The sequence below is a fragment of the Pseudomonas sp. BC42 genome (assembly GCF_021560055.1).
GTDB lineage: Bacteria > Pseudomonadota > Gammaproteobacteria > Pseudomonadales > Pseudomonadaceae > Aquipseudomonas.
In genome coordinates this window covers 5,881,846-5,895,747 of sequence record NZ_CP091067.1, presented here as the reverse complement: position 1 = coordinate 5,895,747, position 13,902 = coordinate 5,881,846, and the positions used below count along the sequence as shown (strand labels likewise).

The window sequence follows — 13,902 nt, the reverse complement described above, 5'->3', positions numbered from 1 at the left end:
TCCATCTTCCATTCCCATGATCAGAGAGAACGAGATGATTCCTAAAGAGGCAAGAATCGACGTAGCGCTTGAACGGTACCTGGCTGCCACGCCTTCCTTGCAAGAGGAAATCAGCGCCCTGAGCCCCGAAGAACAGAAACAGCAAGCGCAATGGGCGTTTGAGGACGAGGCAGAGTCCCGCGGCATCGAGCCGTGGGAGCTGGTGCTCGATCTGGTGGCCGAGACACCGGAGGAGTTGAAGGCCATGCGCCTGGAGGTGCATCAGGAGGTTGCTGAAGCGCTGGGCATGGACCTTGAGGACTATCTGCAGCTCAACGAAATCGACGATTGAGCCCGACGCCAGCCTGATCCAGGCTGGCGTTTTTCATCCATCACAGGCTCAGGCGCATGGACAGGTCCACAGCCTTCACGTCCTTGGTCATGGCGCCGATGGAAATGTAGTCCACCCCGGTTTCGGCAATCGGCCGCAGGGTGCTTTCATTGATCCCGCCACTGGCTTCCAGCTTGGCCTTGCCGGCATTCAGGCGCACGGCCTCGCGCATGTCGTCCAGGCTCAGTTCGTCGAGCATGATGATGTCGGCTCCGGCTGCCAGCGCTTGCTTCAACTCCCCAAGGCTTTCCACTTCCACTTCCACCGGCTTGCCCGGGGCGATCTTGTGCGCGGCGCTGATGGCCTGGGCGATGCCCCCGCAGGCTGCGATATGGTTTTCCTTGATCAGGAAGGCGTCATACAGACCGATGCGGTGGTTGTGGCAGCCGCCACAGGTGACCGCGTACTTCTGCGCCAGGCGCAAGCCAGGGAGCGTCTTGCGGGTATCGAGCAGCTTGACCTGGGTATCGGCGACAAAGTCGGCCAAATAGCGGGCACGGGTGGCCACGCCGGACAGCAGTTGCAGGAAGTTCAACGCGCTGCGTTCGCCAGTGAGCAGCGACCGGGCCGGTCCTTCGAGGTGAAACAGCGCCTGGTTGGGTACCACTCGCTCGCCGTCAGCCACTTGCCAGTGCACGGCGACCCGCGGATCCAGTTGGCGGAACACCGCGTCCACCCAGGCTGTGCCGGCGATGACCGCGGCTTCGCGGGTAATGATGGTGGCCTTGGCCAGGCGTTCGGCCGGGATCAATTGCGCGGTGATGTCGCCGCTGCCGATGTCTTCCAGCAACGCGCGGCGCACGTTGGCTTCGATTTCGGCGGTCAGGTCGGCGAGGCGTAGATTCGGCATAACGGGCTCCACAATCAAGGTGCGCCGATTATAGGGGCATGGGATCAGCGAACCCAAGGCGGCGAGTGCCGGTGAGTCTCTGGCGAACCGCTCTTTCGTCGTTTTGTCTGATGGGGATAAGTGAACTTTCTTGGTGAGTTGAGGGTTATTTCCGGAGAGGCGACAGAGTCTGCTGGCGCAAGAGGGGAGTTTTACAAGATAATATGACTTGTAATTGACGTCATAGCTTTGACGTATCTTTGGCTCCCTTTTAAACGCAGTGCTGTGGAGTGCACCCGCCTCCGCTGAGAACCGACTGTGAGCGCCGTCGGCTTGACTGAATCTTGATCTCGAACCGAAGAAACACCTTTCCAGGAGGCTTGGATGCACAACGACGGGAATGTAGTGCCTTTGCACAAGGCGGCTACAGATCAGGCGAACGCTTCGCCGCTTGCCCGCCTGCCGGTGATTCTGCTTCAGGTTCGTGACAAGGCCGCCCAGCAACTGCGCCACGGTTTGCAGGAGCTGTTCGATAACGCCGACGACACCCTGTTCGAAATGGCCGATCGTGCCCAGAACAATGTCGAGCAGAACACCCTGTTCGAAGCCATGCGCGACCTGCGCCTGAAGCGCAAGAGCATTGAACGCGCATTCCTGGAGAAGTTTTTCGAAGCCTTTGCCAGCCTGGTGCAATACGACCCCGCCCTGGTCATTCCCCACGCGGTGGCATACGACCCGTCCCTTGATCCCTCCCGGGATGACCTGGAAAAGAACGTCGCGGTGCAGGCCATGGTGGCCAAGGTCCTCAACCGCGAAGGCTTTGCCCTCGGGCAACTGACGGAGCGCCTGAGTGCGCTGCTGGGCCGACGCCTGCTGGATGCGGAGAATCCCCTGGGGCCGGCGCTGCTTTGTGAGTACTTCCTGCAGGCTGGGCGCAGTCTGGGGGTGGAGATCAAGGTCAAGTTGATCATCCTCAAGCTGTTCGAGCGTTACGTGCTCAGCGATGCCGAGCAGCTTTTTGGCGAAGCCAACCAGCTGTTGATCGCCACCGGCATTCTGCCCGAGCTGATGCCGCCACCGGCGCGTCGAGCCTCGGACCGAGCCCGGGTCGAAGCCCAGGCACAGGCTGGCGAAGGCACCAAGCCCAGCCAATGCCAGCTCGACGAGAGCGTGCAGGAAGTTTTCGCGGCCTTGCAGACCTTGCTTCTGCAGGTGCGTGGCAGCGTGGCGCCGACCCTGGAAGCCAGCGCCGAGACGCAGCCGATTTCCACCCGCGACCTGATGCGCCTGCTCTCGCACCTGCAGCAATACGTACCGCCCCCCAGCGCCCAGGAAGATTTCGACCTGCGCAACCAGCTGGAGCAACTGCTCACCCGGGTCAGCGTCAAGAGCGGCAAGTCGCGGGTGGTGGACGTGGCCGACGAGGACGTGATCAACCTGATCGCCATGCTCTTCGAGTGCATCCTCGATGATCGCAACCTGCCAGACTCGCTCAAGGCGCTGATCGGGCGCCTGCAGATTCCCATGCTCAAGGTCGCGGTGCTGGACAAGAGCTTCTTCAGTCGCGGCAACCACCCGGCTCGACGCCTGCTCAATGAAATCGCCGCGGCGGCCATGGGCTGGGGCGGTTGCGACGACCACCAACGCGACAGCCTGTACCTGCGCATCGAACAGGTGGTGCAGCGCCTGTTGAGCGAGTTCAGCGACGACCCGGCGATCTTCTCCGAACTGCTGGCCGACTTTCTCGCCTTTACCGCCGACGAACGACGTCGTGCCGAGTTGCTGGAGCAGCGCACCCGAGACGCCGAGGAAGGACGAGCCAAGGCGGAACTGGCCCGGCGCCGGGTCGAGCAGGCACTCAATGAGGCGCTGCTGGGCAAGGTACTGCCGCACAAGGTGGTGGATTTTGTTCGCGATGCCTGGAGTCAGGTGCTGCTGCTCAGTTGCCTCAGGCACGGCGATGACTCCGTCGAGTGGCAGACCGCCGAGCGCACCCTGCACGACTTGATCTGGAGTGTGCAGCCCCAGCCGCAAGCGGACGCGGCCATGCGCTTGCTGGAACGGGTGCCGGGACTGCTCAAGGGCCTGCGTGACGGTTTGAACGGTGCGGCGGTCGATCCCTTTGCCACCAGCGAATTCTTCAGCCAGCTGGAGGCCCTGCATCTTCAGGCATTCGAGCGCCAGGCCCTGGCGCCGCTGCTGCGCGGGAGCGCTTCGTCGGCCGAGCCTGCGCAAATGATCGTGGTCGCCCAGGAGATTGTCCTGCCTTCTGCCGAGGAAGGACCGCTGGAGGCTGCGCCCCTGGTCCTGCCGGCCAACGACCCCAGCCTGCTGCTGGTCGATCAATTGCGGCTGGGGGCCTGGGTCGAGTTCCAGGAAGAGGAGGACACCACCTTGCGCTGCAAGCTGGCGGCGATTGTCCCCCATCCCGTGGCCAAGTACGTGTTCGTCAACCGCACCGGGATGAAGGTCCTGGAGCGCACGCGCATGGGCCTGGCCCTGGAGTTCCAGCGCGGCGCGGTACGGGCTCTGGACGACACCCTGCTGTTCGACCGGGCCCTGGAGTCGGTGATCGGCAATCTGCAGCGACTCAATCACGGCAAGTGATCGCAACCCGAGGGGGTAACGCGGCATACTGGGCCACTCAAGGCTTTAGTTGAAGGAATCGGTATGCGGCTGGACCCTGCCACGGGTTGGTGTCACGGCGTGCGGCACTGCCCGTCAGTCAATTTCAATCAACGTCCTGCGGGGGAAATCTCCCTGCTGGTGATTCATAACATCAGCTTGCCGCCGGGGCAGTTCGGCACCGGCAAGGTCCAGGAATTCTTCCAGAATCGCCTTGATGTCACAGAGCACCCGTATTTTGCCGGGATTGCCGATTTGCGCGTCTCGGCGCATTTCCTGATCGAACGTGACGGCGCGGTCACCCAGTTTGTCTCTTGTCTGGACCGGGCCTGGCACGCGGGGGTGTCGAGCTTCGAGGGGCGCGATACCTGCAACGACTTTTCTATTGGCATCGAACTGGAAGGCACCGACGAGCTGCCGTTCACCGAGGCCCAGTACCGGTCCTTGAGCGCCCTGACCGAACAATTGCAGGCCGCCTACAGCGCCATCACCACACAACGGATCTGTGGCCATAGCGACATTGCGCCCGGGCGCAAGACCGACCCGGGTCGGGCTTTCGACTGGGCACGCTATCGTGCCGCCTTGGAAAAGGGGGAAGGACAATGAGTTTTCTGGTGTTGCTGCTAGCGGTGTGGGTCGAGAAATTCTCGGCCTTGCGGCAGCGGGTGCAGCGTGACGGCTGGTGGCTGAAGAACCTGGCGCAGCTGGAGTCCAGCCCGCGTCTGGCCGCACACCCCTGGTGGCTGTTGCTGATACTGGTGCTGCTGCCGGTGGCCTTGCTCGGTCTGCTGTTACTGGTGCTGCAACCGGTGGCCTACGGGCTGCTGGCCTTGCCGCTGCATCTGCTGGTGGTGATCTACGCCCTGGGGCGCGGAGATCTGCTTGGGGGCCTCGGGCCGTTTCGCGACGCCTGGCGGCGCGAGGACCTGCAAGCGGCGGTGCATGTCGCCAAGCGTGACCTGGACATTGGCGCCGACAGCGGCGAGCAACTGCTGGAGCGGGTGCAGGGCTATGTGCTGTGGCAGGCCTTCCAGAGCTTCTTTGTGGTGATCTTCTGGTACTTCCTGCTGGGGCCGGTGGCAGCCTTGAGCTACCGCCTGCTGGCCCTGGCTGCCGAGCACGGCAAGAATCCCGCCCTGGTGGAGCGTGCCGCGCAACTGCGCCATGCCTTCGACTGGTTGCCCGTGCGCCTGCTGGCGGCGAGCTTCGCCCTGGTGGGCAACTTCGTGGCCGTGAGCCGGGTGATGCTCCACGAGTTGCTCAACTGGCACATCAGTGCTGCCCAGCTGGTGGAGCGGGTCGGCCTGGTGGCCGCTGAAATTCCGCCACCCCTGACCGGCCCCGAAGGCATCAACAGCCTGGACCGCATCTGGGAATTGCTGCTGCGGGCCGCCGTGCTCTGGTACGCCGGTTTTGCCCTGTGGACCGTCCTGGCCTGAACGAATGAGGGAGCATGCTCCCTCATCCACAGCGGTTAACTTTAAGTTACAAAACCTCCCCCGAAATTGAGCTATACAGACGGAGCGCCGAATAGTGGCTATCTGCTGCCTTCGCCTGCCTGCCAATAAAAATAAAAGAAAAGGGAGACTTCTTTGTGAAGAGCTTGCTCTATCCCGCTGTCGCGCTGATGAACCGCCTGAGCTTCGGCATGAAGTTCAGCCTGATCAGCGTGCTGTTCTTTGTGCCCATGCTGGTGACCAACTTCTATCTGGTGCGTGATTCCTACCGCGAGTTCCAGGGCACCCGGGTCGAGCTGCAAAGCCTCGACCTGCTGGGCAGCAGCTTGAGCCTGCGCCGGGATCTGGAGACGCTCAACAACCTGGTGCAGATCAACGCCGGTCTCGGACAATCGGGCAAGGCGGGGGACCTGGAAGGCAAGATCCTGGCCCTGGAAAAATCCGTGCTGGACCGCCTGCAGGCCCTGCAGGCGGTCACCGTCGATCCGCAGCAGGTCGAGGTGTTCAACGCCAAGCGCGATGAACTGGTGGCGGCCTTCAAGGCCCAGCAGACGGAAAGCTCGCTGCTGAACAAGAGCGGACTGATCGGCAAGCTCCTGGGCAGCGCACAGTTGTTCAGCCAGATCATCGCCAGCCAGTCGGGCCTGAGCCGCGATGGCCAGGGCGACATCCGCCAGCTCAGCGACCTGATCACCAGCATCACCCCGCAAGTGACCCAAACCCTCGGCGAGGGCCGGGCCATGGGCGCCTATTCCCTGGGCCAGGGTTTTCTCAACTCATCATCCAGCACCCGCTTCGACGAACTGCTGGTGCAGATCGAAAAGCTCCAGGCCGAGTACGGGCTCAAGCTGCAGGACGCCCTGGGTTCGAGCCGTGCCGCCCACGACGCCCTGGACAGCCTGGCCAGCGCCAGCAAGAGCAGCCTCAAGCAGGCCAGTGAACTGTTCGAGGAGCAGGTGGTGATGGCCGATACCCTGGATGCCCCCTGGCAGGGTTTCTACGACCAGATCAGCGGCCTGATGGCACAGACCTATCAACTCAACGAAGGCACCCTGAAATTCCTCGATGTCGAGCTGCAAAAACGCCTGGCGCAGAACCGCAGCCACATGGTGCTGCTGGTGGCCGCCCTGGCCCTGGTGTTCCTCTCGATCGTCTATCTGTACGGCGGTTTCTACGCCTCGACCCGCACCACCTTGCGGCGCCTGGGGGCGATGATGGACAAGGTGGCGGCGGGGGACATGACCGTCACCTTCACCGCCCACAGCCGTGATGAGCTGGGCGAGCTGGGCAGTGTGTTCAACGGCACGGTGCGCAAGATCCACGACCTGATCGAACGGGTCGGCCATACCGTCAGCGAAGTCGAACGCCAGGCCGGGCAAGTGGAAAGCGTCTCGGCCCAGAGCAACCAGGCGGTGGCCGGTCAGCGCAGTCAGATCGAACAAGTGGCCACGGCCATGAACCAGATGTCCGCCACCTCCCAGGAAGTGGCCCGCAGCGCGGCGGCGGCGGTCAGCAGCGCCCACAGCGTCAACGACGAAACCATCAGCGGCCGTGGCCTGGTGGAGTCGCAGCAGGGCAGCATCGTTCGCCTTGCCAGCGAGATCGATCAGTCGGTGCTGGTGATCAACCAGCTGGCCAGCGACAGCCAGTCCATCAGCCGGGTGCTGGAAGTGATCAAGAGCATTGCCGAGCAGACCAACCTGCTGGCGCTCAATGCGGCCATCGAGGCCGCGCGTGCCGGCGAGCAGGGCCGGGGCTTTGCCGTGGTGGCCGATGAAGTGCGGACCCTGGCCAAGCGCACCCAGCAGTCCACCGAGGAAATCGAGGAGATGATCGGCAAGCTGCATGGCGGTGTCAGCGCGGCGGTCAAGGCCATGGGCAGCAGCCACGCCATGGCCAACGGTACGGTCGATCAGTCGGAAAAGGTCCAGCAGGCCCTGGAAAACATCCTCGGCGCGGTGGGCATGATCGTCGACCAGAACCAGCAGATTGCCGCCGCCGTGGAGCAGCAGACCTCGGTGGCCCACGACATCGACCAGAACATCGTCGAGATCAACCGCGCCGGCGAACGTACCGCCGAGGGCGCGCACCAGACCGAAGACGCCAGCCGTCAGCTCTCGGCCCAAGTGATGCAGCTCAAGCAACTGATCGGCGCCTTCCGGGTCTAGACGCGGCCGGCAACGAGTGTCGGCGGGGCGCCTTGTCCAAAGGTGCTCCGCCGTCTCGCATACAAACTGTAGTAATTAAAGTCTTTGTCTTAGGCGGATTTCCTGTTTTCCTGCGCGTCTGTTTTTTTGAGCGTCCCACGTCGGGCGACTCGCCCCGTCGGCCATGACCCTCCCATGGCCCTGAGGACATGTGCTGATGACTGTCACTTCTGGAATCCGCGGCCGCTGCGCCCATTGCCAGACCCTTCTTGATCTTGAACCCTGGCAACTCAACGCCATGGCGTTGCAGGAACCCTTCAACTGCAGCCATTGCCACAAGCCCCTGAAGCTCAGTTGCCCGGTGCAGATCAAGCGCCTGAAAAGCTTCGGCGGCCTGGCCGGGCTGCGGGCGCTGATGATCGTGCTGTGCGCCACGCTGCTGTTGGTGACCCTGGTACTGGAGTGGCTGGGACTGGTCAGCCTGACCCAGCAATTGAGCCTTTCGGCGCTGATGCTGCTGGGCTACCTGCTGGTGATGGGCATTGCCCGGCGGCGATTGCGCCGACCCTTGCAGCTACAGGCCGGCTGAAGGCCAGCCGAACAGTTCGCAGGCATTGCGGGTGCTGGCGCTGGCCAGTTGCTCGGGAGCGATGCCGATGATCTGCGCCAGGGCGGCGCAAATGGCGGGTAAATGCTGCGGGCTGTTGCGCTGGCCGGGAAACATGGCGGGGGCCATGTCCGGCGAGTCGGTTTCCAGCACCACAGAGTCCAGGGGCAACTCGGCGATCACCTTGCGCAAGCGCAGGGCCTGGGGCCAGGTGGCGGCGCCGCCCAAGCCCAGCTTGAAACCGAGCTTGAGGTATTCCCGGGCTTCCTCGCGGCTGCCGGCAAAGGCGTGGATGATGCCGCCGCGCTTGAGCTTGAAGCGCTTCAAGGTGGCGATCACCGCTGCGTGACTGCGCCGCACGTGCAGCAGGGCGGGCAAGTGAAAGTCCGCCGCCAGCTGCAACTGGGCCTCGAACAGCGATTGCTGGCGCTCGCGGTCCAGTTGTTCCAGAAAGTAATCCAGGCCGATCTCGCCCACCGCGCACAGCTGGGGATGCCCCGCCAGCCGCGTCAGCCAGTCCCCCAGTTGCCGGAGGTCGGCGGGCTGATGAGCGTCCAGATAGACCGGGTGCAGGCCAAAGGCGGCGTACAACTGTGGGTCCTTCTGCACCAGGTCCCAGACCCGTTGCCAATTGGCCTGATAGACCCCCAGCACCACCATTCGCAAAACGCCCCGGGCGCGGCTGTCGGCCAGCAGCGCCTCACGGTCGTCGTCGAAATCCGGAAAATCCAGATGGGTGTGGCTGTCGATCAGCTCCACGGTATCAATCCTGCCGGATACGCTGTTTGAAGGTCCGGGCGATGGCCTGGACGCCGGGTTGGTAATGCCCTTCTTCAATCGCTGCCAGGGCCAGTTGCAGGGCTTTTTCGGCAATCAGTTGATGCTGCTGGGCCATGGCGTTGACCGGCAGCGGCAGAAAATCCAGCAACTGGGTGTCGCCGAAGGTTCCCAGGCGCAGCGGTCGGGATTTGAGCGGGAAATCATGCAGGGCATCGAACACCCCCTGCAGCAGCACATAAGAGGTGGTCACCAGGGCATCCGGCAGGTGGCCCAGGCGCTGCAGCAACTCCTCCATCAACTGCCGGCCGCACTCACGGCTGAAGGCTTCGCCATGCTCGATCAGTACCTCACCGGCAAAGCCTTGCAGGGCCTGGCGGAAACCGGCGGCGCGCTCCTGGCTGATGCTCAGTTCCGGGCGGGCGCCGATCAGCACGATCTGCTTGGGCTCGGGCTCAAGCAGGCTCTGGGTCAGTTGCAGGCTGGCTTGCAGGTCGTCGCTGATCACCGAGCAGAACTGCTGCGCCGGCATCACCCGGTCGATGGCGATGATCGGCAGGCCCTGGGCCTGCAATTGCTCATAGCTGTCGTCTTCGGCTGGCAGGCAGCTGGCGACGAACAGCGCATCGCAACGCCGCGCGCGAAACAGCTGGAGCAATTGCCGCTCGCTGTCCGGTGCGTCGTCGGAGCTGGCGATCAGCAATTGATAGCCCCGGGCCCGGGCGCCTTGCTCCAGCAGCTTGGCGATGCGCGCGTAGCTGGGGTTTTCCAGGTCCGGAAGAATGAACCCCAGGGTCCGGGTGTGCCGGCTACGCAAGCCGGCGGCCTGGGGGTTGGGGGTAAAGCCATGTTCTTCCACCACCGCGCGCACCCGTTCCACGGTGGCGTTGCTGATGCGTTGTTGTTCGGCCTTGCCGTTGATGACGTAACTGGCGGTGGTAACGGACACACCGGCCAGGCGAGCGATATCACTGAGTTTCAACCCGGGATTTCCTTGTTTTTGGTGCTTGCCCCGACATTTTCGCCAATCCTACCTGATCTGGGCAGGCGACCAACGTCGGAACCGGCCATCGAGCGGAAGGACTTCTAGGCGCCGAGATTATCGAGTAACTTAGCAAACTTGCTAGATTAAACGTTTCAGCAGGCGTATTTTCTAGGCTAGATCATAAGCGGAAAAACACCTCTGCCCGGTAACAAGTCCCGTTTGTGGCCATAAACACGCCTACGCTGCTTACTTAAAACAATACCTAGCGCCGCCACCTGCCGCGCTAAATAGGAGAAGCCATGCTCGAGCTCACTGTAGAGCAGATATCCATGGGCCAAACGGCTGTGGATAAGTCCGCGGCGCTGCATTTGCTGGCCGATAAACTGGTGGCTGACGGCCTGGTGGCCGAGGGTTACCTGGCCGGCCTCAAGGCCCGCGAAGCCCAGGGCTCGACCTTTCTCGGCCAAGGCATCGCCATCCCCCACGGCACCCCGGAAACCCGCGATCAGGTATTTGCCACCGGCGTGCGCCTGCTGCAGTTTCCCGACGGTGTGGACTGGGGCGACGGGCAGATCGTCTACCTGGCCATCGGCATCGCGGCCAAATCCGACGAGCACCTGCGCCTGCTGCAACTGCTGACCCGGGCCCTGGGAGAAACCGACCTGGGCCAGGCCCTGCGTCGCGCCAGCTCCCCGGAGGCCCTGCTCAAGCTGTTGCAGGGGGCGCCCCAGGAGCTGGCGCTGGACGCGCAGATGATCGGCCTCGGGGTGGCGGCGGAAGATTTCGAAGAGCTGGTCTGGCGCGGCGCCCGCCTGCTGCGCCAGGCCGAGTGCGTGAGCAACGGCTTTGCCGCGGTGCTGCAACAGGTGGATGCGCTGCCCCTGGGCGACGGCCTGTGGTGGTTGCACAGCGAGCAGACCGTGTTGCGCCCCGGGCTGGCGTTCGTCACCCCGGACAAACCCATCCGCTACCTGGGCCAGCCCCTGAGCGGTCTGTTCTGCCTGGCCAGCCTGGGGGAAGCCCATCAAGCCCTGCTGGAGCGCCTGTGTGCGCTGCTGATCGAGGGCCGTGGCCAGGAATTGGGCCGCGCCACCAGCAGTCGCGCGGTACTGGAAGTGCTCGGCGGCGAGTTGCCCGCGGACTGGCCCAGCGCCCGCATTGCCCTGGCCAATGCCCACGGCCTGCATGCGCGCCCGGCCAAGGAGCTGGCGCAGTTGGCGAAGAATTTCGAGGGTGAGATCCGCATCCGTATCGCCGATAGCGCGGCTTCGGCGGTCTCGGTGAAAAGCCTGAGCAAGCTGCTGAGCCTGGGTGCCCGACGCGGCCAGGTGCTGGAGCTGATCGCGGAACCGAGCATTGCCGCCGATGCCTTGCCGGCCCTGCTGGCGGCCATCGAGGCCGGCCTCGGCGAAGCCGTCGAGCCTCTGCCGGCGGCCAGCGCCCCCCGGGAAGAGCCACAGGAAGTCGTGGTCCCGCCCAGCGCCCCGGCTTCCGGCAGCCTGATCCAGGCCATCGCCGCCGCTCCCGGCATCGCCATCGGCCCGGCCCACATCCAGGTCCAGCAAGCCATCGACTACCCGCTGCGGGGCGAGTCCACCGCCATCGAGCGCCAGCGCCTGCAGCAGGCCCTGGCCGACGTCCGCCAGGACATCGATGGGCTGGTCCAGCGCAGCAAGTCCAAAGCCATTCGCGAGATCTTCATCACCCACCAGGAAATGCTCGACGACCCCGAGCTGACCGACGAAGTGGACACCCGCCTCAAGCAGGGTGAAAGCGCGGAAGCGGCGTGGATGACCGTGATCGAAACCGCCGCCAAGCAGCAGGAAGCCCTGCAGGATGCCTTGCTCGCCGAACGCGCCGCCGACCTGCGGGACATCGGCCGTCGGGTGCTGGCGCAACTGTGCGGCATCGAAACCCCGGCCGAGCCGGACCAGCCCTACATCCTGGTGATGGACGAAGTCGGTCCTTCGGACGTCGCGCGCCTGGATCCGGCTCGCGTCGCCGGCATTCTCACCGCCCGCGGCGGCGCCACCGCCCACAGCGCCATCGTCGCCCGGGCCCTGGGCATTCCGGCCCTGGTGGGCGCGGGCGCCAGCGTGTTGCTGATCAAGCCCGGCACGCCCCTGCTGCTGGACGGCCAGCGCGGCCGCCTGCATGTCGACGCCGACAGCCACACCCTGCAGCGGGCCGCCGAGGAACGTGACACCCGCGAGCAACGCCTCAAGGCCGCCGCCGAGCAACGCCATCAACAGGCCCGCACCACGGATGGTCATGCGGTGGAGGTGTTCGCCAACATCGGCGAAAGCGCCGGTGTCGCCGCCGCCGTGGAAAACGGCGCCGAAGGCATCGGCCTGCTGCGCACCGAACTGATCTTCATGGCCCATCCCCAGGCCCCGGACGAAGCCACCCAGGAAGCCGAATACCGCCGTGTGCTCGACGGCCTTGCCGGGCGTCCGCTGGTGGTGCGCACCCTGGACGTGGGCGGCGACAAACCGCTGCCTTACTGGCCGATCGCCAAGGAAGAAAACCCCTTCCTCGGCGTGCGCGGCATCCGCCTGACCCTGCAGCGGCCGCTCATTATGGAAGCGCAATTGCGCGCCCTGCTGCGCTCGGCGGACAACCGCCCGTTGCGGATCATGTTCCCCATGGTCGGCAGCGTCGAAGAATGGCGTCAGGCCCGGGACATGACCGAGCGCCTGCGCCGGGAAATCCCGGTGGCCGACCTGCAACTGGGGATCATGATCGAAGTGCCGTCCGCCGCCCTGCTGGCGCCGGTGCTGGCCAAGGAAGTGGACTTCTTCAGCGTCGGCACCAACGACCTGACCCAATACACCCTGGCCATCGACCGTGGCCACCCGAGCCTGTCCGCCCAGGCCGACGGCCTGCACCCGGCGGTGCTGCAACTGATCGACATCACCGTGCGCGCCGCCCATGCCCACGGCAAGTGGGTCGGGGTCTGCGGCGAGCTGGCGGCCGACCCGCTGGCGGTGCCGGTGCTGGTGGGCCTGGGGGTGGATGAACTGAGCGTCTCCGGACGCAGCATCGCCGAGGTCAAGGCGCGGATTCGCGAGCTCAGCCTGACCCAGGCGCAAACCCTTGCTCAACAGGCTTTGGCCGTCGGCAGCGCCCACGAGGTGCGTGCCCTAGTGGAGGCCATGTAATGGCAAAGATTCTCACCCTGACCCTCAACCCGGCGCTGGACCTGACGGTGCAGCTGGCCCGCCTGGAGGTCGGGGAAGTCAACCGCAGCAACGCCCTGCACAGCCACGCGGCAGGCAAGGGCCTGAACGTGGCCCAGGTGCTGGCCGACCTCGGCCACCAACTGACCGTCAGCGGCTTTCTCGGGGAAAACAATCCACAGGCGTTTGACGCGTTGTTCGCCCAGCGCGGCTTTGTCGATGCCTTTATCCGCGTGCCTGGCGATACCCGCAGCAACATCAAGCTGGCCGAAGACGACGGGCGCATCACCGATATCAATGGCCTCGGGCCCGAGGTCAGCGAGGCGGCGCAACAGGCCTTGCTGGAGCGCCTGGACCAGATCGCCCCCGGGCATGACGCGGTGGTGGTGGCCGGCAGCCTGCCGCGAGGGATCAGCCCCGAATGGTTCCAGGCGCTGTTGCTGCGCCTGAAAAGCCTGGGCCTGAAGGTCGCCCTCGACACCAGTGGCGCCGCCCTGCGCGCCGGTCTGGCAGCGGGGCCCTGGTTGATCAAGCCCAACACTGAGGAACTGGCGGACGTCCTCGGCAGCCCGGTGCTTGGCGTGGCGGTGCAGGCCGAGGCGGCGCGCCTTCTGCTGGCCCAAGGCGTCGAGCACGTGGTGATCTCCCACGGTGCCGAGGGCGTCAACTGGTTCAGCGCCGCGCCGTCCCTGCAGGCCTTTCCGCCCAAGGTCAGCGTGGTCAGCACCGTGGGCGCCGGCGACTCGCTGCTGGCGGGCATGCTCCACGGCCTGCTCGGCGCCCAGCCGTTAGAACAGACCCTGCGCACCGCCACGGCGATTGCCGCCATGGCCGTGACCCAGATCGGTTTTGGCATCAGCGACAGGGCCCAACTGGCCCGGCTGGAGCAGGGGGTGCGCGTGCACCCCCTCCTAGAACAATAAGAG

The 13,902-nt window shown here is 64.7% G+C and carries 11 protein-coding genes; 8 read left to right on the top strand and 3 right to left on the bottom strand.

The features are described from left to right. Positions 1-34: 34 nt before the first annotated feature. Positions 35-331, top strand: a complete 297-nt coding sequence (locus L1O02_RS26655; RefSeq protein WP_042942084.1) for a DUF6388 family protein — start codon at positions 35-37, stop codon at positions 329-331. 40 nt (positions 332-371) lie between these two features. Here L1O02_RS26655 and nadC read toward each other — a convergent pair whose 3' ends face one another. Further along, on the bottom strand, positions 372-1,220 hold the full coding sequence (gene nadC, locus L1O02_RS26650; RefSeq protein WP_103742154.1) for a carboxylating nicotinate-nucleotide diphosphorylase: 849 nt from the start codon (positions 1,218-1,220) through the stop codon (positions 372-374). 363 nt (positions 1,221-1,583) lie between these two features. Here nadC and L1O02_RS26645 point away from each other — a divergent pair, with 363 nt between their 5' ends. From L1O02_RS26645 to L1O02_RS26625, 5 genes are all read left to right on the top strand, one after another. After that, positions 1,584-3,806 carry a DUF1631 domain-containing protein gene (locus L1O02_RS26645; RefSeq protein WP_108544191.1) on the top strand — a complete coding sequence of 741 codons (2,223 nt, stop codon included), beginning with the start codon at positions 1,584-1,586 and terminating at the stop codon, positions 3,804-3,806. 63 nt (positions 3,807-3,869) lie between these two features. Continuing rightward, a complete protein-coding gene (gene ampD / locus L1O02_RS26640) occupies positions 3,870-4,430 on the top strand; it encodes a 1,6-anhydro-N-acetylmuramyl-L-alanine amidase AmpD (protein ID WP_060837495.1) in 561 nt (186 codons plus the stop codon). After that, positions 4,427-5,263 (top strand): regulatory signaling modulator protein AmpE, encoded by an 837-nt coding sequence (gene ampE, locus L1O02_RS26635; RefSeq protein WP_060837496.1) that lies wholly within the window; start codon positions 4,427-4,429, stop codon positions 5,261-5,263. The genes ampD and ampE overlap by 4 nt, the downstream gene beginning before the upstream one ends. A gap of 155 nt (positions 5,264-5,418) precedes the next feature. Continuing rightward, complete coding sequence (locus L1O02_RS26630; RefSeq protein ID WP_060837497.1) at positions 5,419-7,449, top strand: methyl-accepting chemotaxis protein; 2,031 nt, start codon at positions 5,419-5,421, stop codon at positions 7,447-7,449. Between the two features lie 196 nt (positions 7,450-7,645). Beyond that, positions 7,646-8,017, top strand: coding sequence for a hypothetical protein (locus tag L1O02_RS26625; RefSeq protein ID WP_235758998.1), 372 nt, complete (start codon positions 7,646-7,648; stop codon positions 8,015-8,017). On the opposite strand, the gene L1O02_RS26620 is transcribed toward L1O02_RS26625, so the two are convergent. Further along, positions 8,003-8,794 (bottom strand): TatD family hydrolase, encoded by a 792-nt coding sequence (locus L1O02_RS26620; RefSeq protein WP_108544195.1) that lies wholly within the window; start codon positions 8,792-8,794, stop codon positions 8,003-8,005. The genes L1O02_RS26625 and L1O02_RS26620 overlap by 15 nt on opposite strands. A gap of 4 nt (positions 8,795-8,798) precedes the next feature. Further along, positions 8,799-9,794: a catabolite repressor/activator gene (cra, locus tag L1O02_RS26615; RefSeq protein WP_060837500.1), complete on the bottom strand. Its 996-nt coding sequence runs from the start codon at positions 9,792-9,794 to the stop codon at positions 8,799-8,801. Between the two features lie 302 nt (positions 9,795-10,096). On the opposite strand from cra, the gene ptsP reads away from it, so the two are divergent. Continuing rightward, positions 10,097-12,958: a phosphoenolpyruvate--protein phosphotransferase gene (ptsP, locus tag L1O02_RS26610; protein WP_108544197.1), complete on the top strand. Its 2,862-nt coding sequence runs from the start codon at positions 10,097-10,099 to the stop codon at positions 12,956-12,958. After that, complete coding sequence (pfkB, locus tag L1O02_RS26605; RefSeq protein ID WP_060837502.1) at positions 12,958-13,899, top strand: 1-phosphofructokinase; 942 nt, start codon at positions 12,958-12,960, stop codon at positions 13,897-13,899. Before ptsP ends, pfkB begins: the two co-directional genes overlap by 1 nt. Positions 13,900-13,902 lie beyond the last annotated feature (3 nt).

Bases quoted from the DNA above. Each gene is read 5' to 3' on its own strand.
- L1O02_RS26655 (WP_042942084.1), top strand. From the start codon at position 35: ATGATTCCTAAAGAGGCAAGAATCGACGTAGCGCTTGAACGGTACCTG.
- nadC (WP_103742154.1), bottom strand. From the start codon at position 1,220: ATGCCGAATCTACGCCTCGCCGACCTGACCGCCGAAATCGAAGCCAAC.
- L1O02_RS26645 (WP_108544191.1), top strand. From the start codon at position 1,584: ATGCACAACGACGGGAATGTAGTGCCTTTGCACAAGGCGGCTACAGAT.
- ampD (WP_060837495.1), top strand. From the start codon at position 3,870: ATGCGGCTGGACCCTGCCACGGGTTGGTGTCACGGCGTGCGGCACTGC.
- ampE (WP_060837496.1), top strand. From the start codon at position 4,427: ATGAGTTTTCTGGTGTTGCTGCTAGCGGTGTGGGTCGAGAAATTCTCG.
- L1O02_RS26625 (WP_235758998.1), top strand. From the start codon at position 7,646: ATGACTGTCACTTCTGGAATCCGCGGCCGCTGCGCCCATTGCCAGACC.
- ptsP (WP_108544197.1), top strand. From the start codon at position 10,097: ATGCTCGAGCTCACTGTAGAGCAGATATCCATGGGCCAAACGGCTGTG.
- pfkB (WP_060837502.1), top strand. From the start codon at position 12,958: ATGGCAAAGATTCTCACCCTGACCCTCAACCCGGCGCTGGACCTGACG.